The sequence below is a fragment of the Pseudoalteromonas sp. 23_GOM-1509m genome (genome assembly GCF_000518425.1).
Classification (GTDB): domain Bacteria; phylum Pseudomonadota; class Gammaproteobacteria; order Enterobacterales; family Alteromonadaceae; genus Pseudoalteromonas; species Pseudoalteromonas tetraodonis.
Map to the genome: position 1 here is coordinate 162,677 of NZ_JADO01000012.1, position 22,722 is coordinate 185,398.

The window sequence follows — 22,722 nt, forward strand, 5'->3', positions numbered from 1 at the left end:
CTTAAATTACGTTTATGGTGGAGTATCCACCCGGTTTTTTAGCGACATGAATTTGCGTAGCAACGCGTTCGCTTATTTCACTTACATGTGAAATTACACCGACCTTTCTACCTTGCGCTTGCAATGAATCTAGCGCGTCCATGGCAATACTGAGTGTTTCACTATCTAGTGTTCCAAAGCCCTCGTCAACAAATAACGAGTTAATTTGCACTTTGTTCGAAGATAGTGAGGCAAGTCCCAGTGCTAATGCCAACGACACTAAAAACGATTCACCGCCAGATAGCGTATTGACCGAGCGTTGTTCATCGGCCATATCGCGGTCGATAATGGCTATATCAAGTGACTCAGCAATTGCAGTGAGCTCATAACGCTTGTTAAGGGTTTTTAAATGGCTATTAGCATAATGCAGCAATATTTTGAGTGTTTGTGTTTGCGCTAAATTACGCATTGTTTTACCTGTGGCATCACCTAGTACTTTATTAAGTAAATGCCATTGGTCAACCTGTTGCTTGAGCTGGCTCAGTTCAGCTTGTTTGCCCTCAAGCGCTTTTGCATTTTGGTTGTGCTGCTCAATCGCGGTGTTGATGGTGAGTAAGCTATTTTGCAATTGTGTTTGCTGGGTATTTAAGTGGTTTTGTTGCTCAATTAGCTGTGCTTCGCTTTGCGTTGGCTGATTATTTTGTTGATGCTGTTCATTAGCTTGTTGCTGTTGCTTTAACGCGGCACTGGCATCAACGACTGCTTGCGATAGTTGCTCGCCTTGTTTTAACTGAGTTTTAATATCGTCGTTGCTGATAGTTAGTAAAAATGTGACTTGCTCATGACTGATATCGCCATGAAGGATGTTAAATTCTTTAAACCAGTCGTTGTAACGCGTTTCAAGCATCACTAACTCTTGGTGGTTATCTGCCAGACGATGCTCAAGGTTTTTAAGCGTGATGGCGTGTTCATCGCGCTGTTTTACGGCACTGTCGTGTGCTTGTTGGCTGGCACTTAATTGGTTTTGGCAGTGCTCTAGCTGTGCTGACAGTTTAGCTTGGTAGTCATCGGCGCTAATAGTTTGGTTATCAAATAAGGCTAAGCGCTGTTGCTGCGTATTATTGTGCTGTTGCTGTGTTTGAGTTAATTCTTCATTGAGCGTGTTAACTCGCTGCTCTGCTTTGGTTATAAGCGGTGTTAGTTGTTGTAACTGTACATTGGCGCTGTCGAATTGTTTTTGACTTTGCTCAAGCTGTGCTTGGATTTGCTGATATTGTTCTACCTGCTGAGCTAAATCGCTAAGCGTTAACGATCCTGCTTGCAATGCGTGCCAAAAATCACTGTGTTCAAAATGTAAATTGAGCTCTTTTATAAACGCTTCGCTTTGAGTTGCTAGTTCATCGCATTTGTTATTAAGCTGAGATTGCTGATTGCTCAGCTCAACATGTTGTGTGTTTAATTGTTGCTGTGTCGCTTGTTCTTTTTTAACTGTGCTTTGCAGCTGGTTAACAGTTTCTTGCAAATTACTGAGCTGTTTTTGCGCCGAAAAATACTGTGTTTTTTGTTCACTTAATTGCTTATAAGTTTCATCAAGCTGCTCAACTGTTAACTCATTAAGCTCGGTTTTAGCCGCTTGCATGGTATTTTTAATTTCCAGCATTTTGGCTTGTGCATCACTAATGGCTTGGTTGTGCTGAGTATGCTCTGCCACCAAAACCGCGTGTTGTGTTTGGTGCTGATGAAGCTGTGTTTGAGCATCTTGGTGTTGCTGCTTTTCGTTATTATATGCATTTTCAAAGTCGGTTATTAGGTTTGTAAAAGGTTGGCTTTGATTGCTCGCGAACGGGTGCTCTGTAGCCCCACAAACGGCACACGACTCATTTGGAACCAGTTGTGCGCGTAAATGCTCAACATGCTCACTGGCACGAAGCCTCGCTTGATTAAGCGCTTGCTCTGCGTGTTTAAGTGCCTGCTCTTTGATGGTTAAATGCGTAAGCAGCGTAGTTTTAGTGTGTTCACTGTGGCTGAGCTTTTCTGCCACATCACGTTGCTGTTGCACCGTGTGTTTTAATTCTTGGTTAAACTGCTTATAGCGTGTGCGCTGATCTTTTAAATAATCAATGTTTTTAAGCTTAATGTCGCATTGTTCAATGTTAAATTGAGCGTGCTGCTGGTTTAGCTTATTTAGGCTTTGCTGCTGCGTTGTAAGCGTTTGCTCTGCTTGTTCGAGTTGTTTATTTTGCTCGCTAAGTTTTGCTGTGAGTATTGTTTGTTGCTCTGCGTGAGCCTGAGCTTGCTGCTGGGTTGTTTTTAGTTGTGTCTGAGTATTAAAAAACTGCTTAAAACTATGATGAAAATAGTTCCAATCAGTTGCCAATGGCTTTAATTGACTCTGCTCGTTCAACCAGTGCTGATGCCCTGTGATTTGAGTTGTGGCTTGCTCTGCACTTATTTTGTTTTGTTGTAGCTGCTGTTGTAAATCACTTAATTGTTGCTGCTCTTTGGCGCTTTGTTGAGTCAGACTTTTTATAGTTTGGTTATATATTGCTAATTGGCTGTCGAGCTCTCGCGCTTTTGCAATCAGAGGCTCTGCCGTTAGCTTTTGTTGTTTTGCTGTATCTAATTCGTTTTGCTGTTTTTTAACGTTACTGGCTTGCTCGGTGATCAGCGCGTTGTGATCAAGCTCGTTTAATTGTTTTATTTGTGTATTTAACTGGCTATTTTGCGCTGTTAAGCTTTCACAGCGCTGGCGGTTATCTTTAATTTCAAGCGCACTTTGCGCTTGTTTTGCTTGCTCAGTTTGCGCTTTAACAGCATTGAGTGCGGCATGTGCTTGTTGCTCGTTTTGCTGAGCATTTTTTAATGTCAGCTCCAAGCTATGTGCTTGCTTATACCAATTAACGCCTTGCTCTGTCGTTGCTAAAGTTGTTTTAGTGTGTTCAATTTGTTGTTTTAAATCAGCCAGCGTTTGTTGTTTTTCACTCAGCTCATCGTCAGACAATAACGTATAACTGGCTAAACTTGCCGTTAGTAATTCAAATTTATCTTTAATAGCTTTGTTGCGCTCAAATATACGCTGCCCTATTCGACTAAATTTATCGGTGCCAGTCAGGCACTCTAAAAGCTGCGCGCGCTCATCGCCAGTGGCTTTTAAAAAGGCGGCAAACTCATGTTGTGCTAGTAGCACCGCACGCGAGAATTGCTCAAAGGTTAAACCTATTTTATTTTCTATGGCTTTTAAGGTGCCACTTTTGTCAGCAATTAAGGTTTCATCGGGTAGGCTATGTAAAGTATGTTCGGCCACTTTAAGTTTGCCGGTTACTTTTTTATGCGTACGTTGAATACTATAACGTGCTCTGTAAAGCTGTTGGTCTTGGCCACTAAAATCTACTTCGGCGTACCCTTCCCATTTGCCACGGCGCAATAAATTGCGGGCATCGTTAAGCTTAATGTTATCGCCATTAAAATCAATTAGGTTACCTTTATCGCCTTTCAAACGCGCAGTTTTAGTATAAAGTGCTAAGCAGATAGCATCGAGTACGGTGCTTTTACCTGCGCCGGTGTCACCTGTAATGGCAAAGAGGCCTGCGTCTTTGAGTGGCGAGGCTAAAAAGTCGATTTCGGCATCGGCAATGGAGGCTAAATTATGAATACGAACAGCCGTTATTTTCATAGCAGTTGCTCCTGTTCAAGTTCTTCAATTACGTCGGTTAACAGTGCTTTTAATTCATTGGGCACGGTCGCTGCGGCCATATCTTTATCATTATTAAATGCTTGTTCGAGTAAGCTAATTGGGTTGAGCATTTCAACAAAGCTTAAATCTTCAAATACCGTTTCTGAGGAATTACTCATTTGCTGGTCACGAACTCGCTCTATGCCACAAAAATTAACCTGTTTTCCTTTAAGTGCTTGCTCAATTTGTTCTCGAAAGGTGGTATCGATATCACTTGATTTAAGTTTTACTCGTAAGTAAGGAGCAATGTCGTATTGCTCTGTATCGAGTGCTTTTATTTGCTCACACAGCTGCGCTAAAGGCACACATTCTCCTTCAGGAAGTACAATTACTTCAGCTAAGCGCGGAATGTAAAGGGGGTTTACAGTGGTGTTTAACGGTTGTTTTTTTTGCGCGCTAAATTCAACCACATTTACTTGATGGGTATACTTTCTCTCTGAAAACGACATTGGAATAGGCGTGCCGCTGTAACGTATTTGCTCATTTTTAGCCACTAGTTGCGCTTTATGTAAGTGGCCTAGTGCGACGTAATTGGCTTGCTTACCAAATACCGACGCTGAAATAGCTTCTTCACCGCCAATGACCAAATTACGTTCAGAGTCACCTGAAATATTACCGCCTTTTGCATGCAAATGACCCATAACAATTAAAGGCGTATTTTCAGCGTTAAGTGTTAGCGCATGTTCAAGAGCAAGTTCATAGGCTTTTGCAACGCCCTGTGCGTAACTGGGGCCATTTTCGGTTTGGCTAAGCGTGCTTATGTCACTGGTGCGTAAAAAAGGCATAGCGATTACCACAGCGCGTTTATCATCGTTATTAATCGTTATTACAACGTCACTGGGTTTAGCAGGATCAAACCGCCCTACCACATGAGTATCAAACTGGGCTAATAAGGGCTGTGCAGCCAAAATACGATTAGCGGAGTCATGATTACCCGCAATAATAACAACGTGTAATTGTGGGCACTGGGCTTTGGCGTTTTTTATAAATTGATAGAGTTGGTTTTCGGCGTTAGCACTCGGTGTGGCAGTATGATAAATGTCACCTGCAACAAGCAATAAATCGATTTGTTGGTTAACGAGGGTGGTTAACAGCCAAGAGAAAAAAGCATGGTGTTCATGACGGCGATCATGTTCATAAAATTGCTGACCTAGGTGCCAGTCTGAAGTGTGAAGAACTTTCATTTTGCGCTCTTAAAAAACCATAAGAGCGCCAATATACCCAAGGCAATTAAAGATGCAAGTATCGCTTTAGGTTAAAGCATACCAGGCTATAAAAATAACGGGCAAAGCAGCGAGCGCGATTGTTAAAGGCCACTTTAATGCTTTGGCTTTTTTAGCTTGTAATACTTGCAGTGCATTAGTTTCATTACAAGCAGCGACTTTATCAATATACAGATAACCCGAGTTTATGTACTGCTTACAATTTTGCACGTCTGCTGGTATTGCAATTAGTTTTTGCTGCTTTTTTAGGACATAAAAATCCATAAACTCACCACACTTGTTACGACTAGTTAGAACAAAAAATATTTGAGAGAAACGCTAAAAAAATGCTCTCAAATTAAAAAAGTGGGCGATTCTAATTACAAACCATAGTAAAGATCAACCTAAAACTGCGTTATTTAGCTTTTTTAATGAAAATAGCTGTGTTTTTTGCTTTTATCTCTACTTTTAGTGATAGCCAGTCTATTTTGTAAACCCCCTTTACAGTTTTGTTTAGCGTATTAATGGCCTTTGTTTTTTTATTCAATTTCTGACGAAATTTCCGTTCTTTTTTGTTGTATAAAACGCTATTTATTGTATTTACAAAAAGGTGTGGAATATCACCCTATAAAAGCAGGGTTTTATCGCTATTTTATTGAAGCTAAGCTGTAAATTTGTCACAGTAGCGTTACTAAAATCGATCAGGATTAACAATGAAGAAAAATTTATTTACACTGAGCGCGTTTGTATTGCCTTTGGCAATGGCAAGCTCTGTGCTTGCCTCATCTGTTGAGCAAACTAAAGGCAGCTATGTTGATAAGTTTCGTCAACTAGATGAAGCTTTACCTACGCCTAACGTTTACCGCAGTGCAGCTGGTGCCCCTGCTGAAAATTATTGGCAACAACGCGTTGATTACGATATTGATGTAAAGCTTGATGAGCAAAAGCGTCGCTTAACGGGGAGTCAAACAATTGAATATAAAAATAACTCTCCGCATACATTAAAGTATTTATGGCTTCAGCTTGATCAAAATATTTTTAAAAATGACTCAATTGCAGAAACCACGCAAACATTTAAAAGTACCCTACAGAACGAGCCAGATGCAAAGCCTGCTAAGTTAAGCTTAGGTGATTTACGTCGTCAGCAATTTATGGACGATAATGAACTGGGTTACACCATCAGCAATGTTAAAGATGAAGATGGTAAAGCGCTGCGCGTGACTGTGGTTGATACCTTAATGCGCATTGATTTAAATACGCCACTTAAACCCGGTAAAGATGTTGAGTTTAGTATGGACTTTGCGTTTAACCTCGTTGAAGAAGACGCGGTAGGCGCACGTGCAGGTTACGAGCATTTTGAAGAAGACGGTAACGATATTTTCTTAGTTGCACAGTGGTTTCCTCGCTTAGCGGCTTACACCGATTACGAAGCATGGACAAACAAACCGTTTTTAGGCAGTGGTGAGTTCACTTTAGAGTTTGGTGACTACGATGTTGAAATTACGGTTCCTGCGGATCATATTGTATCGGCAACTGGTAAGCTTGATAACCCAAGCTCGGTATTGACCAGCACTCAGCGCAAGCGTTTAAAAGAAGCTGAAACAGCAAAACGCCCTGTGTTTGTTGTTACCGAAGAAGAAGCGCTCGAAAACGAAAAAGCCGGTACAGACAAAACAAAAACATGGCATTTTAAAGCAGAAAATGTTCGTGACTTTGCTTGGGCATCATCACGTAAATTTATGTGGGATGCTAAAGGTTACCAGCAAGGTGGTGATGAACAACCACTCGTTATGGCGATGTCGTTCTTCCCTAAAGAAGGTGGCGACTTATGGAAGAAATACTCAACTGAAGCGGTTGTACACACGATGGAAGTGTATTCACAGTATTCATTTGATTACCCATACCCAACTGCGCAGTCAGTTAATGGCCCTGTAGGGGGTATGGAATACCCAATGATCACTTTTAATGGCCCACGTACAGATTTACAAGACGATGGTACACGCACTTACTCTCAAGCAGAAAAGCGCTTTTTAATTGGTGTTGTTATTCATGAAGTTGGTCATATCTACTTTCCAATGATTGTAAACTCAGATGAGCGCCAATGGACTTGGATGGATGAAGGTTTAAATAGCTTTTTAGACGGTGTTGCTGGGCGTGAATGGGATCCAACCATTCCATGGGGCGTTGAACCACGTGACATTGTTGCTTACATGAAGTCAGAGACTCAAGTGCCTATCATGACGCAATCAGACAGCGTGCTACGTTTAGGCCCTAACGCCTACACTAAACCAGCTGCGGCATTAAATATTTTACGTGAAGTGATTTTAGGGCGTGAATTATTTGATTTTGCCTTTAAAGAGTACGCTCAGCGCTGGAAGTATAAACGCCCTACTCCCGCTGATTTTTTCCGTACTATGGAAGAAGCCTCAGGTGTTGATTTAGATTGGTTTTGGCGTGGTTGGTTCTACACCACAGACCATGTTGATATCTCGCTTGATAAAGTATATCAATTACGTTTAGACACTAAAAATCCAGATATCGACTTTAAACGTTTACGTGATATTGAAGCGAATAAGCCAAGTTCATTATTTGTTGAGCGTAATCGCGCTGAAGGTAAAAAAACGTGGGTTGAACAAAATCCAGATGTGACAGACTTTTATGACGAAAACGACCGCTTTACCGTTACAAACAAAGAGCGTAATACGTACAACAAGTTTTTAAAAGGCTTAAAGCCGTGGGAGCGTAAAACACTTGATCGCGCGCTTGAAGAAGACAAAAACTACTACGTGATGGAGTTTTCAAACCTCGGTGGCTTAGTGATGCCAATTCTTTTAGAGCTAACGTATGAAGATGGCACTAAAGAGGAACGTTATATTCCTGCAGAAATTTGGCGTCGTAATCACAAAAACGTACAAAAGCTGATTATTACCGACAAAAACAAACCGCTTACCTCAGTATCGGTTGATCCAGGCTGGGAAACAGCAGATGTTGATGTAGAAAATAACCACTACCCACGTCGTATTATTCCTTCGCGTATTGAAGTGTATAAACGTGAAAAGAGCAAGGCAAAAGTAAGCCGTGATATTATGCAAGATATCAAAACAGAGCTGAAAAAAGACGAGCCAAAAGACGAAAAAAATAACGACGAGGACCAATAATAATGCGATTTTTGCTTATTATTGTTTGTTTTTTAATTGCTGCGCCAAGTATGGCGCATCAATTAAAATCATCCGTTACAACTGTGTTATTTAATCAGCGTACGCACAATATTGAATTGATGCATCGTTTTTATTTACATGACACAGAGCATGCTGTTGGTAACTTGTTTAAAGGCAAAGTGGATATTATGAGTAACAAGCGTGACCAAAAACGCTTTGCCAAGTATGTTGAATCTCATGTTGCCTTACAAACCTTGAGCGGTGAGCCCCTCACCCTTAATTATGTAGGTGCACAAGTGGATGGTAAGTTTTTTTGGGTGTACCAAGAAGCTGCTATTCCCGATGAGATTGAGGGCATTAGAATGAGTCATGGTGCACTGCGTGATTTGTGGCCTGCACAAGTGAATATGGTGAATGTTGAAGGGCGAGGACAGATAAAAACCTTAAACTTTAGCCAAGACGATACCTGGCTTGAAGCGAAATTTGAGCCGAAATAACCACTATTATTGTGCACCTTTAGAGGGTGCGCACTTTCCTTTATAGCTGATCGAGTTAATTAATTGCATCGTACAGTCTTTATTATACCAGTTATACAAACCCAAACTATTACGTTATCGAATGAGCTATAATTAAATTTCAATGGACTGAGCTGTTTTTTATATGTTTATTGATATACTTTTTATTAAAGGTTTAGATAACCTAAGCCAAACCTAGCATACTGAGCTAATTATTTAGCGCAAGGAATGAAATGAAAACGCAAATTGAGGCAATCAAAGGTGTTATTTTTGATTTAGACGGAACTTTAGTATCTTCAGAATTAAACTTTTCATTGATAAAAGCCCAAGTAGGTTGCCCTGCAGAGCAAGACTTACTCGATTACATAGAACAACTGCCTTCCCCCTATATGCGTGAAGAAGCAATGAATATAGTGCATCAGCATGAGTTGTTAGATGCACAATCGGCTAAGCTTCTACCTGGCGTTGTAGAGGCTGTTAAAGCGCTACAAGCTAAAAACATACCTATGGCTATTGTTACACGTAATTTTGATAAGGCGGCGACATTAAAGTTACAGAATAACCCGCTACCAATAGAAACAGTACTCACCCGAACAGACGCACCAGCAAAACCCGATCCGAGCGCTTTATTAACGGTTGCAACTCAATGGGAAATGCCGGTTGATAATGTGATTTATGTTGGTGATTATTTATATGACATACAAGCGGCGCACAATGCCAATATGCGTGCCTGTTTGTATGCACCTGATGTAACCCCCGGGTATGCCGAACAAGCCGATTTTGTTATTCATGCGTTTGATGAGTTGGTGTCATTAATTGACAATTACGCTGAAAAAGTTGAGTTATGTTAAATTGAGCTTCGTTTTATTTATTTAATGACATAATGGGTATTATTTAAATTAATACCCAGCTGCTTTTGCACAGCATAGCATGTTGAACCACTAGCCCAATACGGTTTGAATTGGTAAAATATCGCAAACCAAATGTATTCAATAGAGGCACAAGATGGGCAGAGCATTTGAAGTCCGCAAAAGTTCGATGGCTAAAACAGCCAACGCAAAAACTAAAGTAAATTCGAAGTACGGTAAAGAAATTTACGTTGCAGCCAAAAGTGGTGAACCCGATCCCGATGTAAATCAAACATTGCGCCGCTTAATTGAAAAAGCAAAAAAAGACCAAGTTCCTGCGCACGTAATCGAAAAAGCAATTGAAAAAGCAGCCGGTGGGGCAGGGGAAGATTACTCTTCAGCCCGTTACGAGGGTTACGGCCCTGGTAATTGTATGGTGATTGTTGACTGTTTAACCGACAACCCAAACCGTACAATTAAAGATGTACGCTTACCGTTTACTAAAACAGACTCAAAAATAGGTACGCCTGGGTGTGTTGCACATATGTTTGATCATCTTGCTGTTTTAGGATTTGCGGGCGATGACGACGAAGTTGTGTTAGAAGCCCTGATGATGGCTGACGTTGATGTAACCGATGTAGAAGCCGAAGATGGCAAGATATCGGTGTTTGCACCGCATACTGAGTATTTTAAAGCTAAAACGGCACTGGAAGAGGCATTTGAAGGCATTAACTTTGAAGTTGATGAAATTACCTTTGTGCCACAAGTACATGTTGAAATCACTGATGAAGAAGTTATTGCCAACTTTGATAAATTTATCAATATGCTTGAAGATTGCGATGACGTACAAAATGTTTATCACAACGCGACCATTAAAAATTAATTCGTAGTGATTTGAATAGTGATTATTCACTAGCGTTATTAAAAATTAGCTTAGGGTCTGTTGACCTTTGCGGATTGAAATTTGTTCAAACTAGGGGCGGTTTAATCGCGGCGCGAGGTTTGTAACCTAGTGGGCTAAGTAAAAACCGAGCAAAGCTTCCGCGTCCTGCTCACGCCCCTTACCTACATCCATGTAGGCAACAAAGAGTAAATCGCCCCTAGGCAGAACCCGAAGGGCAGCGCCTGTTTGGCATTGATGCTGCGTTATCGCCTATTTATGGGGAATAACCACACCACATAGGCTCTGCCTTGCCTAAATACCAAACAGACTGCTGCAAATTTAACCTTGAAAGGTCAACAGACCCTAGTAAAGCTGATTTTTTTATTTTTAGGTTAAGTTTTAAGTTAGTGCTGTGCTTTATATTTCAAGCGGTAGCTGTGTAGTAGCGGCTCTGTGTAACCGCTCGGTTGGCTAACCCCTTCAAATACCAGTGCTAAAGCAGCTTGATACGCAATACTTTTAGCTAATGTCTGCTCATTAGTTGCCATTGGCGTGTAAAGGCTGTCATGCTCGTTTTGGCCATCAACAACCTTAGCCATTTTTGCCATCACTTTTTGTACTTGCTCTTTGCTACATACACCATGATGTAGCCAGTTGGCGATATGTTGGCTTGAAATACGTAAGGTGGCTCTGTCTTCCATTAAACCAATATGATTAATGTCAGGCACTTTAGAGCAGCCTATTCCTTGGTCAATCCAACGTACTACGTAGCCTAAAATACCTTGCGCGTTGTTTTCAAGCTCGCTTTGAATATCTTCTTTTGATAGCGTTTCAGGGTTTGGCATGAGCGGCGGTGTAAGTAAGCCCTCTAGGCTTGCTATTTGACGCGTGGCAATGCTTTGCTGCAGGCTAAATACATCAACATCATGATAATGCATTGCGTGTAATGTGGCGGCAGTAGGGGAGGGCACCCAAGCGGTATTTGCGCCAGATTGAGGGTGCGCTATTTTTTGCTCCATCATCATCGCCATTTTATCTGGCATTGCCCACATACCTTTACCAATTTGCGCTTTATGGCTTAAGCCACAGGCTAGGCCAATATCAACGTTGCGATCTTCGTAAGCGCTGATCCAAGGCTGTGCTTTAATAGCCGCTTTCGGCAGCACAACACCCGCTTGCATTGAGGTATGAATTTCATCGCCAGTGCGGTCTAAAAAGCCAGTGTTAATAAACACAACACGCTCTTTTGCTGCATGAATACATGCTTTTAAGTTGGCTGATGTTCGACGTTCTTCATCCATAATACCCATTTTAAGGGTGTTTTTAGGCAAGCTCAGTGCCTCTTCAACCATACCAAATAAAGTATTAGCAAAGGCGACTTCATCAGGGCCATGCATTTTCGGTTTTACAATATTAATACTTTGCGCGGTTGAATTTTTAATCGTGTTTTTAGTGTTCAAATCGTGCAAAGCAGCTGTTGCGGTGAACATGGCATCCATAATGCCTTCAAACACATCATTGCCGCTTACATCGGTAATGGCTGGATTTGTCATTAAATGTCCCACGTTACGCACAAACATCATACTGCGCCCTTTGAGGGTCAGTTTTTGGCCATCAAGACCTGTATATTGTCGGTCAGCTTGTAACGTTCGGTCGACCATTTTGTCGCCTTTTCTAAACGTTTCAACCAAGTTGCCTTGCATTAAACCAAGCCAGTTTTTGTAAACTTGTACTTTATCTTCTGCATCCACTGCGGCAACCGAGTCTTCACAGTCCATAATGGTTGTTAGTGCGGCTTCTAGCACCACATCTTTTAACCCTGCTTTATCAGCTTGACCAATAGGGTGGTGATGGTCTATTTGCAGCTCAATATGCAATCCATTGTTTTTAAGTAAAATAACACTCGGGTTTTGTGCTTCACCTTGATAGCCAATCAGTTGCTCAGGGTTTTTAAGTGTGGTGTGCGAACTGTCGCGCAGGGTAATAGCAAGGGCGCCGTCAACAATAGAATAATTTGTACTTTCAATGTGCGAGCCATTTTCAAGCGGTAATGCTTTGTCTAAAAACTGCCTTGCGTAAGCCATTACTTTAAAGCCACGAACAGGGTTGTATTGGCTGCCTTTTTCGGCGCCGTCGTCTTCGCTTAATACATCGGTTCCATATAAAGCATCGTACAACGACCCCCAACGTGCATTAGCTGCATTAAGTGCAAAGCGTGCATTACTAACCGGCACCACTAGCTGTGGCCCTGCAGTCAACGCTATTTCTGGCTCTACATTTTGAGTTTCAATACTAAAGTTTTCAGGCTCATCAACTAGGTAGCCAATATCTTTTAAAAACGCTTGATACTGAGCTTGGTCAGCATTTTTATTTGCAAGGTGGTAGTCATCAATTTGCTTTTGTAGCTGTTCACGCTTAGCCAGTAGTGACTTGTTCAATGGTGTAAGTGTTTGCACTATGTTGGCAAAGCTTTTCCAAAACTGGTGTTCATCAAGATGGGTACCAGGTAATAATTGTTTTTTAACAAATTCAGCAAGTTGCTTATCAACGCTGAGTCCTGAATGGGTGAGAGTGTGGCTCATAATTAATATCCTTAAACGGTCCGACAGTGTGCAATTTTTTATATGCGTACACCTACCATATCGCAAAAAAGTGGCTTTGAATGCTTTTTAGTCATTCACTATATGTATAGCCACAATAAAAACTATAAATTTACTAAATCTAAAAAATAAGCCTAATGTTTAATTAAGCGCTACAGAGCTAACGTGATGTAGTCACTCTCTCAACAATAAATATTAATACCCGTTCGAAGGACTTTATTATGACAACATATCAAGGCGAAACAGATACACTAGCAACATTATGCCAATCACAGGGCAGTGCATGGAAAACAATTAATCCTGAATACGCAACACGTATGCGTTTACAAAATCGTTTTCGCTCTGGTGTTGATATTGCACAATTTACAGCAGACATCATGCGTGAAGACATGGCTGCATACGATAAAGACACAAGCCAGTACACACAGTCTTTAGGTTGTTGGCATGGTTTTACTGCGCAACAAATGATGATGGCAATTAAGCGCCATCAAAAAACAACTAAGCGCAGTTACGTATACCTAAGCGGTTGGATGGTTGCAGCGCTTCGCTCTGAGTTTGGTCCTCTTCCAGATCAAAGTATGCATGAAAAAACATCAGTACCGGCACTTATCGAAGAAATCTATACCTTCTTAAAGCAAGCGGATGCACGTGAACTTGACCACTTATTTAACGAATTAGACGACGCAAAAGCAAACGGCGGCGACGTTCAAGCAGTACTTAACAAAATTGATAACTTTGAAACGCACGTTGTACCAATTATTGCTGACATTGATGCCGGTTTTGGTAACGAAGAAGCAACTTACCTACTAGCTAAAAAGATGATTGAAGCGGGTGCATGTGCTATCCAAATCGAAAACCAAGTATCAGATGCTAAGCAATGTGGTCACCAAGCAGGTAAAGTGACGGTTCCACATGAAGACTTTTTAGCAAAAATTAATGCAGTGCGTTACGCGTTCCTAGAGCTAGGTATTGATAACGGTATTATCGTTGCGCGTACCGATTCACTAGGTGCAAGCCTTACGCAAAAAGTACCGGTTTCAAAAAAACCAGGTGACTTAGCAAGCCAATACAATGCATTTTTAGAAACAACCCCAGTAAACAGTGTTGATGACTTAAATGAAGGCGAAACAGCAATGAAGCTTAATGGTCAGCTTTGTAAGCCAACACGCTTAGACAATGGTTTATACCAGTTCCGCGAAGGCACTGAAAAAGACCGTGTAGTACTAGATTGTGTAACGAGCCTACAGTCAGGTGCGGATTTACTGTGGATTGAAACAGAAAAACCACATGTAAAACAAATTGCTGAACTCGTTAATCGCGTAAAAGAGCAAGTACCAGATGCTAAATTAGTATACAACAACTCACCATCGTTCAACTGGACGCTGAAGTTCCGTGAGCAAGTATACCAAGAATGGCAGGAAGAAGGTCGTGACCTGAGCGCTTACCCAAGTCTTGATGATAACAAAGCGCTTATGGCTCCAGAAATGGATGCAACAGAGCTTGCAGCAGCCGCTGACTTATTAGTACAAAACTTCCAACGCGATGGTGCACGTGAAGCGGGTATTTTCCACCACCTAATCACGTTACCAACGTACCACACAGCAGCATTAAGCACAGATATTCTATCTGAAGGTTACTTTGGTGACTTAGGTATGCTGGCTTATGTACGTGATGTACAGCGTCAAGAAATCCGTCGTGAGCAAGCGTCTGTTAAACACCAAGACCTTGCAGGCTCAAACATTGGTGATACACACAAAGAGTACTTCTCAGGTGAGAATGCACTTAAAGCCGGTGGTGAAGCTAACACCATGAACCAATTTTAATTCAACTAGATAGTGTTACTTAAGGGCCGCAAGGCCCTTTTTTTATGCCCGCATAAAGGCAAAATTTAATAGATCAGTATTTTACTAGCTAGTTATTCAGGGATGCAATGCAGGTTAAAAGTGTAAATAAATTTAAAGGATGTTTATGCTCGGCTGTGAGGGCTTAATGTTGATTACGCTTTGCCACTGGTAAGCACAATAAATTACCCGCTTTTTACCACATATAGATCAGAGTTTAACTAACATACTGAAAGCAGATCACGATTTAACTAGCTAGTTAAAATACAGATCAGGTTTTAACTAACCATGATAAAAACAGCCATTCTCTTCATCATTAAGGGTAGATTTGCCTTTCTAATCCTCAATTTGAGCATTTAAATGCTCAAATTGAGGATTTTTAACTAGGGTTTAGAAAGTAATAAACCGATTTTTTACTAACTGTCGCTACTTATAAAACATTTTTTTACTAACTGAGGGCTTATAAACAGTGACTCAAACCGATTTTTTACTAACTCACAGCACTATTTCTTCTATAAACCGATTTTTTACCAACTCAGTCTGAAGCTAAGTCCGATATTTAGTTTGAGTATGTAAGGGGTTACTCACATTATTGCTGTAAAGGGGGTTTACACTTGTGAGCAACGAGCAACGAGCAACGAGCTTATATAGCTCGTCACTCATAACTCTGCGTTTTATTTCGAATGCTTATCAAACCACCATTGAATATATGCCACTTTGGTCATTAAGTTAGATGGACGGGCAGTAATACCATGTGAGGCGTTTGGAATACGCACCATCGCAGTATCAACCCCCTGCAATTTTAAGGCTTGATAAAACTGCTCTGTTTCTGAAATAGGCGTACGGTAGTCTGCCTCACCCGTGAGTAACATGGTTGGGGTTTTAACATTGCCAACATAACTGATGGGTGAGCGTTTCATGTAATGCTCAATATGATCCCAAGGTTTGCCCGGAAACCAATAATCGGCAAAGAAAGGATAGAAGTCGGCAGTGAGTACAAAGCTGATCCAATTAATTACTGGTTTGGCAACCACAGCTGCAGCAAAGCGATCTGTATGACCTACAATCCATGCGGTTAATACACCGCCGCCAGAGCCACCGGTTACAAATAGTTTAGATTCATCAATAAACCCTTTGGCAACGAGTGCATCAACACCCGTCATTAAATCATCGTAGTCATTGCTTGGGTAATTATGATGAATGGTTTGCGCAAACTCTTTACCGTATGAATCACTACCACGTGGGTTCATGTATAAAACCACGTTCCCTTTAGCGGCAAATAGTTGTACTTCGGCACTAAAGTGCGGGCCATAATTAGCGACAGGGCCACCATGAATTTCAAGCACTAGTGGGTATTTTTTTGATTTATCAAAACCCGGTGGGTAAGCAACCCAGCCTTGTATTGGCAGCTCATCGTGGCTTGATTTAAGCCATAGCTCTTCAACCTTGGCGAGCTGTTTAGTTTGTAGTGCATCTGAGTTTAAATCAGTTAAACGCTGTACTTTGCCACGTTTTATTGTAGCTACATCAGCAGGGCGCTGGGTATCAGCCAAGGTAAATGCAATGTCACCATTTTCACTAATATCGAAATCACCACCAGAATAAGGACGCCCAAACGCAACACTGCCTATTTTTTCGGTAATCACTTTGCGTTTGCCACTTCGAGGTTGATAAGCCAGCGCAGTTTGCCCTTCATCGGCATAGCTAAAATAAAGCCCTTTTGAGTTCGCGCTCCACTTAATTTGGCCAACACTTCTATCAAAATCGGTGGTTAGGCTTTGAGTATTCCCTGTTTTTAAATCGCGAATATAGAGTTGGGTGTTTTCGTAATTAGTACGCTTGTCGTCATACCCTGTATAGGCAAGGTATTTGCCATCGGGTGAAACTTTAGGTTGTTGATCAGGTCCATTACGCTCAGTTAGAGGGAAAATTGCTAGCGAGTCTAAATCGAGTTGATAGAGCTCAGTGTTAGTGGGCTTCAATTCATTATTTTCATTGCGATTAGCAGAAAAATACAAAGTTTTACCGTCTTTACTAAAGCTGACTTCCCCACCATTATTAAAATTATCGTTGGTGAGTTGTTGAGCATTACCGCCATTGGCATCAAGTGTAAATAATTGACTAAACCCTTTTTCAGTATAACCCCCTCCATCGGCACGATAATAAACATCGTCAATATATTTAGCAGGCTCTGCCCACGTGGCACCTTTTGGTTTTCCAGGTAAGCTGACAGGCGCAGACGTCGCCATTGGAACAAATATACTAAATACCAGCTGGTTTGAATCAGGAGTCCAAGTTAGTGAGCTTGGATTGCTAGTTAAATTACTAACCTTAGCGATAGCCCCTGTTTTTAACCATTTAATATATATTTGGTTGCTACCATCTCGGTTTGATATGAAAGCAAGTCGCTGTCCGTCAGGAGAGACTACTGGCGAGTAATCCATATATACACCAGAAGTTAATGGTTGTAGTTGCCCTGTGCTGTAATCAACAGACCAAATATTGCCTACTTTACGGTCGGTTTTAATATCCATGCGGTTGCGGACAAAATACACGGTTTTACCGTCTTCTGTTATGTCTATTTGGTTGGCATATTCAAGATTGAAGATATCTTGAAGTTGTAATGTATCGGTATTGGCAACAGCTAATTGACTGCTGCCCAGTATAAGACTCATAGCTAAAAGCGTTTTCATTATTTATCCCTGTTTTAAATCACTGCTCTATTTATAGGGTAGGAGAGGGATAATTAACAGTCAGATGCGACGAAGCCAGTATTTAAAACTACCAATGAATGAAGATGATAAAAGAAAGTAAAAGCTGTAAAGGGGGTTTACAGCTTAGAGGAAGTTATACGCTTGCGCTGCAAAGAGCCTTAATGTCTTCAATAAGCGCAACACCTTGGGCGTTATCACCGTGCACACAAATACTATCGGCGTTAAGTTTTAACGATTTTCCTGACTGGGTAGTCACACTGTTACTAGTTAAAAGCTGTTTAACCTGAGCCAATAATGCTGCTTTATCATGCACACTGCCTGCTATATTTCTTGCTACGAGGTGCCCTTGATCAGTATATAGCCTGTCTGCGAACGCTTCTAAAACAAGCGTTAGTCCAAGGTGACGTGCCATTGTATGGTGGTGTTTAGCATCGGCCGTGGCCAGTATCATTAATTTTAGGTCAGCAGGGTAGCTGGCAACCGCGCCCATCACAGCACTAAGTAGTGGCTGGTGTTTCATCATGTCGTTGTAAAGTGCCCCGTGGGGTTTAACATAGTTAAGGGTTAATCCTTGTGCCTTTGCCATACCATCAAGGGCAGCTATTTGGTAGTGTAAACACTGAGTGAGCTCGGCCACACTCAGGTTCATTGAGCGTCTGCCAAATCCTTGTTTATCGGGGTAGCTTGGGTGAGCGCCAATCATAACATTATGCTGTTTAGCGAGCTTAAGAGTATTGGCCATAACACTAGGATCGCCCGCATGAAAACCACAGGCAATGTTTGCCATATCAATATGCGGCATTACTTGATCATCAAGCCCCATTTTCCACGCGCCAAAGCTTTCACCTAAATCACAATTGAGTTTCATATTAGTGGCTCTTTGATTGTTTAATAGTTACCGGTAAGCTGCCTTTAGCAGGGGCTTGACCGAGTAATACTTTAGCAAGTGCTGTAAATGCAGGCCCAGATACTTGCTCGTTTTTGTCTACGTCAATATTATAAGCATATGAAGCTAATACTGCATCGGCAGAGTCGCCAAACTGCGCAATATCATAAGGAGCTCGCAAACTAATAAACACGGTGGGTATTTGTTGCTTGTTAGCCATTTTAAGTAATGATTCAAGTGCTTTAGGTTGCTCTGCGTTATTGAGGGCAAAGTCTGGGTTATCGGCTAAATCATCCATCCCGCCAATTTCCACCGCGCTTTGATTAGGCGTGGCATTTCCGGCAATAATAATATCAGCTTGGTTTATATTACGCTGAGCCTCAACAGGGTCAAAACCTTGTAAACTGCTACAGCTATAAACTAATGCGTGTGAGCTCAGTGCCATTATGGCTTGTTGTATGGCAATACATTTACGCGTATCGGGCATAATAATATGAATGTGTTGGCCAGCAGTAAGCTTAAGTGGCAAGGTGTTGTTGTTATTTTTTATTTGGGTGATCGCCGCTAATGCCAGTGACGCTTCTAATTCGCGATGTGCTTTATTACCAATAATGTGCTTAGCATTGGCTAATGCTTTAATGGGATCAGGAAAAGCGTTTAATTTAAATTTACTTTTAAGTGAGGTAATACGCTGTGCTGAATGCGCAATTTCCTGTGCGTTTAGTTGCTCTGATTTAACCGCACTGACTAATGACTCAATGAGAGCATCGAGCTTTTTAATGTCATCTGGCGTTCTAATCTCTATTGGCATAAGCGCAATATCAACCCCAGCGGCAAAGGTGTTTATAATTGCTTGAGTTGGACTAAAAAAGTGACTAATACCTGCCATATCAAGTGCATCGGTTACCACCACACCTTGATAGTTAAGTTCTTTACGTAGAATATCGGTCATGATTTTACGCGACATTGTCGCGGGCTTGATCATTTGTTTGCCATCAACATTAGTCAAGGTACTGCTATCAAGCTCAGGGTATTGAATATGCGCAGTCATTATCATGCCCGGACTATGCTGCTCAATAATGTGTTTAAAGGGCGCTAAATCTTGTGCGTAAATCACCTCTTTTGAATGCATCACTTTAGGCAAGCCGGTATGACTATCTACATTGGTGTCGCCATGCCCAGGAAAATGCTTTAGTGCGCTAATAATGCCATTTTTTTCAAATTCACTAACTTGTGCGGCACCTAATACTGCTACATCATTTGGGTTTTCACTAAAAGAGCGGACATTAATTACCGGATTGTCTGGGTTCATATTAACATCAACGGTTGGCGCGTAATTTACATTAATCCCCAATGCTGAAAGCTCCGAGGCAAGAATATTCGCGGTTTGGGTAGCGAAATAAGTGCCATGCTCTGGATAGGTGGCGCCAATTGACATATTACCGGTAAACGAAGTGGCCACATCGCGTGGCAGTCGTGCTACGCGTCCACCTTCTTGGTCAATTGAAATAAAAAGCGGTAAGCCTGATTTAGAGTGAGACGCAGCTTGTTGCAGTTGCTGATTAAGGCTAATTATTTGTTCAATACTTTGGGTGTTTTCAGAAAATAAAATAACCCCGCCAATATCATAACGGCTAATCGCTTTGGCTAGTGTATCTGGTAACTCGGTTAATGCTGTTCTGCAGCGCTTACTGCTGCCTTGGTGACAAAAGTAGCGTAAATCGAGCATAAGTTTTTGCCCAAGTTGCTGTTCAAGCGACAGCGCAGAATCGGCAAAAGAAGATTTTATTGGCATGAAACATCCGATTAAAAAAAGAGAAGACGACAACAGGTACTTATTTAGCAACACACACCTCAAGGCTAAATAAAAATAAAGTGCATGCAGCTTAACTATTATTGAGCTTAACTGCAAAACCCGACATATATAATAAATGTCATTTTATTATTCCAAAAATAACAAAAATTAGGCTACTTAGTTTAATTTCTGTATTATATTTAGGATATATGTAGTACATAGCAGTCGTTTTTATTTGCTTAGGATGATAATAAGTTGCGTTTTCGATCACCATTTACTTTTAAACTTAGGCAATTAATTCTGTTGTTAGCTATCACTGCTACAGCCGCTATTTTGTTCAGTGGTTTATACATTAGTTACCAAGTACAAAAAGAACGGGTAATAGAAGATACTCTCAAAAGTAACCATGTATTTGCTAGTAAGCTTGCCTCGGCGACCGATCACTTTTTAGCCGCCGCGATGCAGCAACTTGAGTTTTCAGCCAAAATTATTGCTAAAGACATTACCAATACTGAGTTACTCCAAGCTGAAACCAACCGCCTTTTAAACCAAACACATAGCTTTAATTCGGTAGCAATTAACATGCAAGGTGTCGTTAAAGCGGCCTCACCTGTTTCATTAAATATTATTAATAAAACCGTTAATTCACCTCATTCTAAACAAGCCTTTAAACTACAGCGTCCATTGGTTAGTCGTCCTTATGTATCGCTTGCGAATAACTTAATTGTTGTACTTTCTTATCCTTTATTTGACGAGATGGGTAACTACTATGGCTATATTGGCGGTAGCTTTTATTTAGAACAACAGAGCATTTTAAACGCCTTATTAAAACAGCATAGTTACGATGGCGGGGCATACTTTTATGTGGTGGCTGATAATAAAACCTTACTTTATCATCCTGAGACTGAGCGGATTGGCGAACAAGTCATTAATAACCCAGTAATAGAGCGTGTTTTGCAAAGCGAAGATGGATACACCCGGGTTTTAAATAGCCAAGGCGTGTCTATGCTTGCTGGATATTCACCCGTTAAACTTGCTAATTGGGGCGTAGTTGCCCAGCGTAGTGAGGTGGCAACACTTGCCACGTTAGATACTTTTCAAGGGCTGGTGCTTAAGCGAATGCTACCAATTGTATTAATTACTTTTGTATTGATTGGTGTGTTAGCGCATTTTATTGCTAAGCCCCTTAGGTTACTAGCTGACAGTGCAAATTTATCGACTGATCAACAAAACGTGGCGAATCTTAAAAGTATTAAATCTTGGTATTTTGAAAGTCAGCAACTTAAAGCAGCCATGTTAGAAGGAGTTAATATACTGCAGTCGAAAATGGGGCAATTACGCCAAGATGCACTCACCGATCCGCTAACTGGTGCGCATAATCGGCGAGGTTTGTATTTATTGTTAGATAAATTAATTCAAGAACAGATCCCCTTTGCGGTTCTAGAAATAGATATCGACTTTTTTAAACGGGTTAATGACACCTTTGGCCATGATGTGGGCGATGAGGTACTAAAAATTTTAACGTGTGTGATCAAGCAGGTATCTCGCAAAGATGATATTGTCGCGCGAACTGGTGGGGAGGAATTCTTACTTATATTACCGAACGAAAATAGCGATAGTGCGTTTGTTATTGCTGAGCGGTTACGTAATGAAGTGGCGAATACACCGATGGCCAAAGTTGGTTGTATAAATGTCTCCATCGGCATTGCTACATGGCCGCAGCACAGTGATGATATTGATCAAGTATACAAATGTGCTGACAAAGCGCTCTATCATGCAAAAGAAACGGGCCGAAATAAAACCGTTATTGCCAGTCTAAATTAAATTTTTAAAAAATTAATTTACCTTAAGTTTTATTTAAGTTTCGCCTATTAAATTCTACCTATAGATTTAATACAGGCGATGCTTTTATGCAATTAGCTCAACAACAACAGTCATCATCAACACTTTTTCAGTCGTTTACACAGTTTGTGAGCGCCAGAGAATGTGATGAACACCGTCAGCGCCTTGAAGATACAGTAAAACAAGGCTTTTTAGCTGCGTACAATGCCAGCCTAACTTCATTTATGCCATTACTCTGTCAGTATAAAACTCAGCAAGGGCATTGCACTTTAGGGCTTAGAAACGCCACTTCTCCTTTATTTATTGAACAATATTTAGCAGCGCCCATCGAGCAGTTTTTACCAATGGGCACACAGCGCAGTAAAGTGTTTGAGTTAGGTAATCTCTATTCAACACACAGAAAAGCCACATTATCGCATTTTATTATTGTTAATGAAGCTTTAAGAGCTATTGGTGCTACTAATTTGGTTTTTTGTGCCACCAAACATGTACGTGCTTTATTGCGTTTATTAGGGGTAACGTGTAATGAAATTGCATTGGCTAACAGCAGTGTTGTTGAGCAACCAAAAAGCTGGGGAAGTTACTACGCGAACCAGCCTACAGTATGCATTGTTAATTTAGAGCAAGCACATCTACAAGTACTTAATACGCCAATGCTACTTGATATTAAACAACAAAATACACATGGCATTACGGCATTAATCAATGCGCTGGAGGCGGTATGAG

General features: G+C 41.1%; 14 protein-coding genes. 7 read left to right on the forward strand and 7 right to left on the reverse strand.

The features are described 5' to 3' along the window. Window position 1: 1 nt before the first annotated feature. From N523_RS0106455 to N523_RS0106465, 3 genes are all read right to left on the reverse strand, one after another. On the reverse strand, window positions 2-3,652 hold the full coding sequence (locus N523_RS0106455) for an AAA family ATPase (protein WP_028834653.1): 3,651 nt from the start codon (window positions 3,650-3,652) through the stop codon (window positions 2-4). Beyond that, window positions 3,649-4,896: an exonuclease SbcCD subunit D gene (locus tag N523_RS0106460; protein WP_028834654.1), complete on the reverse strand. Its 1,248-nt coding sequence runs from the start codon at window positions 4,894-4,896 to the stop codon at window positions 3,649-3,651. Before N523_RS0106460 ends, N523_RS0106455 begins: the two co-directional genes overlap by 4 nt. A gap of 66 nt (window positions 4,897-4,962) precedes the next feature. Then, window positions 4,963-5,199 (reverse strand): hypothetical protein, encoded by a 237-nt coding sequence (locus N523_RS0106465; RefSeq protein ID WP_028834655.1) that lies wholly within the window; start codon window positions 5,197-5,199, stop codon window positions 4,963-4,965. Window positions 5,200-5,627: 428 nt separating this feature from the next. Between N523_RS0106465 and N523_RS0106470 the strand changes: the two genes are divergently transcribed. The 4 genes from N523_RS0106470 (at window position 5,628) to N523_RS0106485 (ending at window position 10,318) form a co-directional block, all read left to right on the forward strand. Beyond that, entirely contained in the window at window positions 5,628-8,072 is a 2,445-nt protein-coding gene (locus N523_RS0106470; protein WP_028834656.1) for a M1 family metallopeptidase, read from the forward strand. A gap of 2 nt (window positions 8,073-8,074) precedes the next feature. After that, window positions 8,075-8,569 carry a DUF6702 family protein gene (locus N523_RS0106475; protein ID WP_016899988.1) on the forward strand — a complete coding sequence of 165 codons (495 nt, stop codon included), beginning with the start codon at window positions 8,075-8,077 and terminating at the stop codon, window positions 8,567-8,569. Between the two features lie 251 nt (window positions 8,570-8,820). After that, window positions 8,821-9,438, forward strand: coding sequence for an HAD family hydrolase (locus N523_RS0106480; RefSeq protein ID WP_013462823.1), 618 nt, complete (start codon window positions 8,821-8,823; stop codon window positions 9,436-9,438). Window positions 9,439-9,592: 154 nt separating this feature from the next. Next, window positions 9,593-10,318, forward strand: coding sequence for a YebC/PmpR family DNA-binding transcriptional regulator (locus tag N523_RS0106485; RefSeq protein WP_028834657.1), 726 nt, complete (start codon window positions 9,593-9,595; stop codon window positions 10,316-10,318). A 404-nt stretch (window positions 10,319-10,722) separates the two neighbouring features. Here the strand turns inward: N523_RS0106485 and N523_RS0106490 are convergent, their stop codons facing one another. After that, window positions 10,723-12,900 carry a malate synthase G gene (locus tag N523_RS0106490; RefSeq protein ID WP_028834658.1) on the reverse strand — a complete coding sequence of 726 codons (2,178 nt, stop codon included), beginning with the start codon at window positions 12,898-12,900 and terminating at the stop codon, window positions 10,723-10,725. 239 nt (window positions 12,901-13,139) lie between these two features. On the opposite strand from N523_RS0106490, the gene N523_RS0106495 reads away from it, so the two are divergent. Beyond that, window positions 13,140-14,741: an isocitrate lyase gene (locus tag N523_RS0106495; protein WP_013462827.1), complete on the forward strand. Its 1,602-nt coding sequence runs from the start codon at window positions 13,140-13,142 to the stop codon at window positions 14,739-14,741. 692 nt (window positions 14,742-15,433) lie between these two features. Here N523_RS0106495 and N523_RS0106500 read toward each other — a convergent pair. From N523_RS0106500 to N523_RS0106510, 3 genes are all read right to left on the reverse strand, one after another. Continuing rightward, entirely contained in the window at window positions 15,434-17,452 is a 2,019-nt protein-coding gene (locus N523_RS0106500; RefSeq protein ID WP_028834659.1) for a S9 family peptidase, read from the reverse strand. A gap of 154 nt (window positions 17,453-17,606) precedes the next feature. Beyond that, window positions 17,607-18,341 (reverse strand): 5-oxoprolinase subunit PxpA, encoded by a 735-nt coding sequence (locus N523_RS0106505; protein WP_028834660.1) that lies wholly within the window; start codon window positions 18,339-18,341, stop codon window positions 17,607-17,609. Window position 18,342: 1 nt separating this feature from the next. After that, on the reverse strand, window positions 18,343-20,154 hold the full coding sequence (locus N523_RS0106510) for a glycoside hydrolase family 3 protein (protein WP_028834661.1): 1,812 nt from the start codon (window positions 20,152-20,154) through the stop codon (window positions 18,343-18,345). 303 nt (window positions 20,155-20,457) lie between these two features. Between N523_RS0106510 and N523_RS0106515 the strand changes: the two genes are divergently transcribed. Next, window positions 20,458-21,978 (forward strand): sensor domain-containing diguanylate cyclase, encoded by a 1,521-nt coding sequence (locus N523_RS0106515; protein WP_028834662.1) that lies wholly within the window; start codon window positions 20,458-20,460, stop codon window positions 21,976-21,978. A gap of 86 nt (window positions 21,979-22,064) precedes the next feature. Next, window positions 22,065-22,721: a thermostable hemolysin gene (locus N523_RS0106520; RefSeq protein WP_028834663.1), complete on the forward strand. Its 657-nt coding sequence runs from the start codon at window positions 22,065-22,067 to the stop codon at window positions 22,719-22,721. The last annotated feature ends 1 nt before the right edge of the window (window position 22,722 follow it).

What these genes read in the sequence shown, in the direction of transcription:
- N523_RS0106460 (WP_028834654.1), bottom strand. Translation starts at nt 4,896, where the DNA reads ATGAAAGTTCTTCACACTTCAGACTGGCACCTAGGTCAGCAATTTTAT.
- N523_RS0106510 (WP_028834661.1), bottom strand. Translation starts at nt 20,154, where the DNA reads ATGCCAATAAAATCTTCTTTTGCCGATTCTGCGCTGTCGCTTGAACAG.
- N523_RS0106505 (WP_028834660.1), bottom strand. Translation starts at nt 18,341, where the DNA reads ATGAAACTCAATTGTGATTTAGGTGAAAGCTTTGGCGCGTGGAAAATG.
- N523_RS0106500 (WP_028834659.1), bottom strand. Translation starts at nt 17,452, where the DNA reads ATGAAAACGCTTTTAGCTATGAGTCTTATACTGGGCAGCAGTCAATTA.
- N523_RS0106480 (WP_013462823.1), top strand. Translation starts at nt 8,821, where the DNA reads ATGAAAACGCAAATTGAGGCAATCAAAGGTGTTATTTTTGATTTAGAC.
- N523_RS0106490 (WP_028834658.1), bottom strand. Translation starts at nt 12,900, where the DNA reads ATGAGCCACACTCTCACCCATTCAGGACTCAGCGTTGATAAGCAACTT.
- N523_RS0106485 (WP_028834657.1), top strand. Translation starts at nt 9,593, where the DNA reads ATGGGCAGAGCATTTGAAGTCCGCAAAAGTTCGATGGCTAAAACAGCC.
- N523_RS0106470 (WP_028834656.1), top strand. Translation starts at nt 5,628, where the DNA reads ATGAAGAAAAATTTATTTACACTGAGCGCGTTTGTATTGCCTTTGGCA.
- N523_RS0106475 (WP_016899988.1), top strand. Translation starts at nt 8,075, where the DNA reads ATGCGATTTTTGCTTATTATTGTTTGTTTTTTAATTGCTGCGCCAAGT.
- N523_RS0106455 (WP_028834653.1), bottom strand. Translation starts at nt 3,652, where the DNA reads ATGAAAATAACGGCTGTTCGTATTCATAATTTAGCCTCCATTGCCGAT.
- N523_RS0106495 (WP_013462827.1), top strand. Translation starts at nt 13,140, where the DNA reads ATGACAACATATCAAGGCGAAACAGATACACTAGCAACATTATGCCAA.
- N523_RS0106520 (WP_028834663.1), top strand. Translation starts at nt 22,065, where the DNA reads ATGCAATTAGCTCAACAACAACAGTCATCATCAACACTTTTTCAGTCG.
- N523_RS0106465 (WP_028834655.1), bottom strand. Translation starts at nt 5,199, where the DNA reads ATGGATTTTTATGTCCTAAAAAAGCAGCAAAAACTAATTGCAATACCA.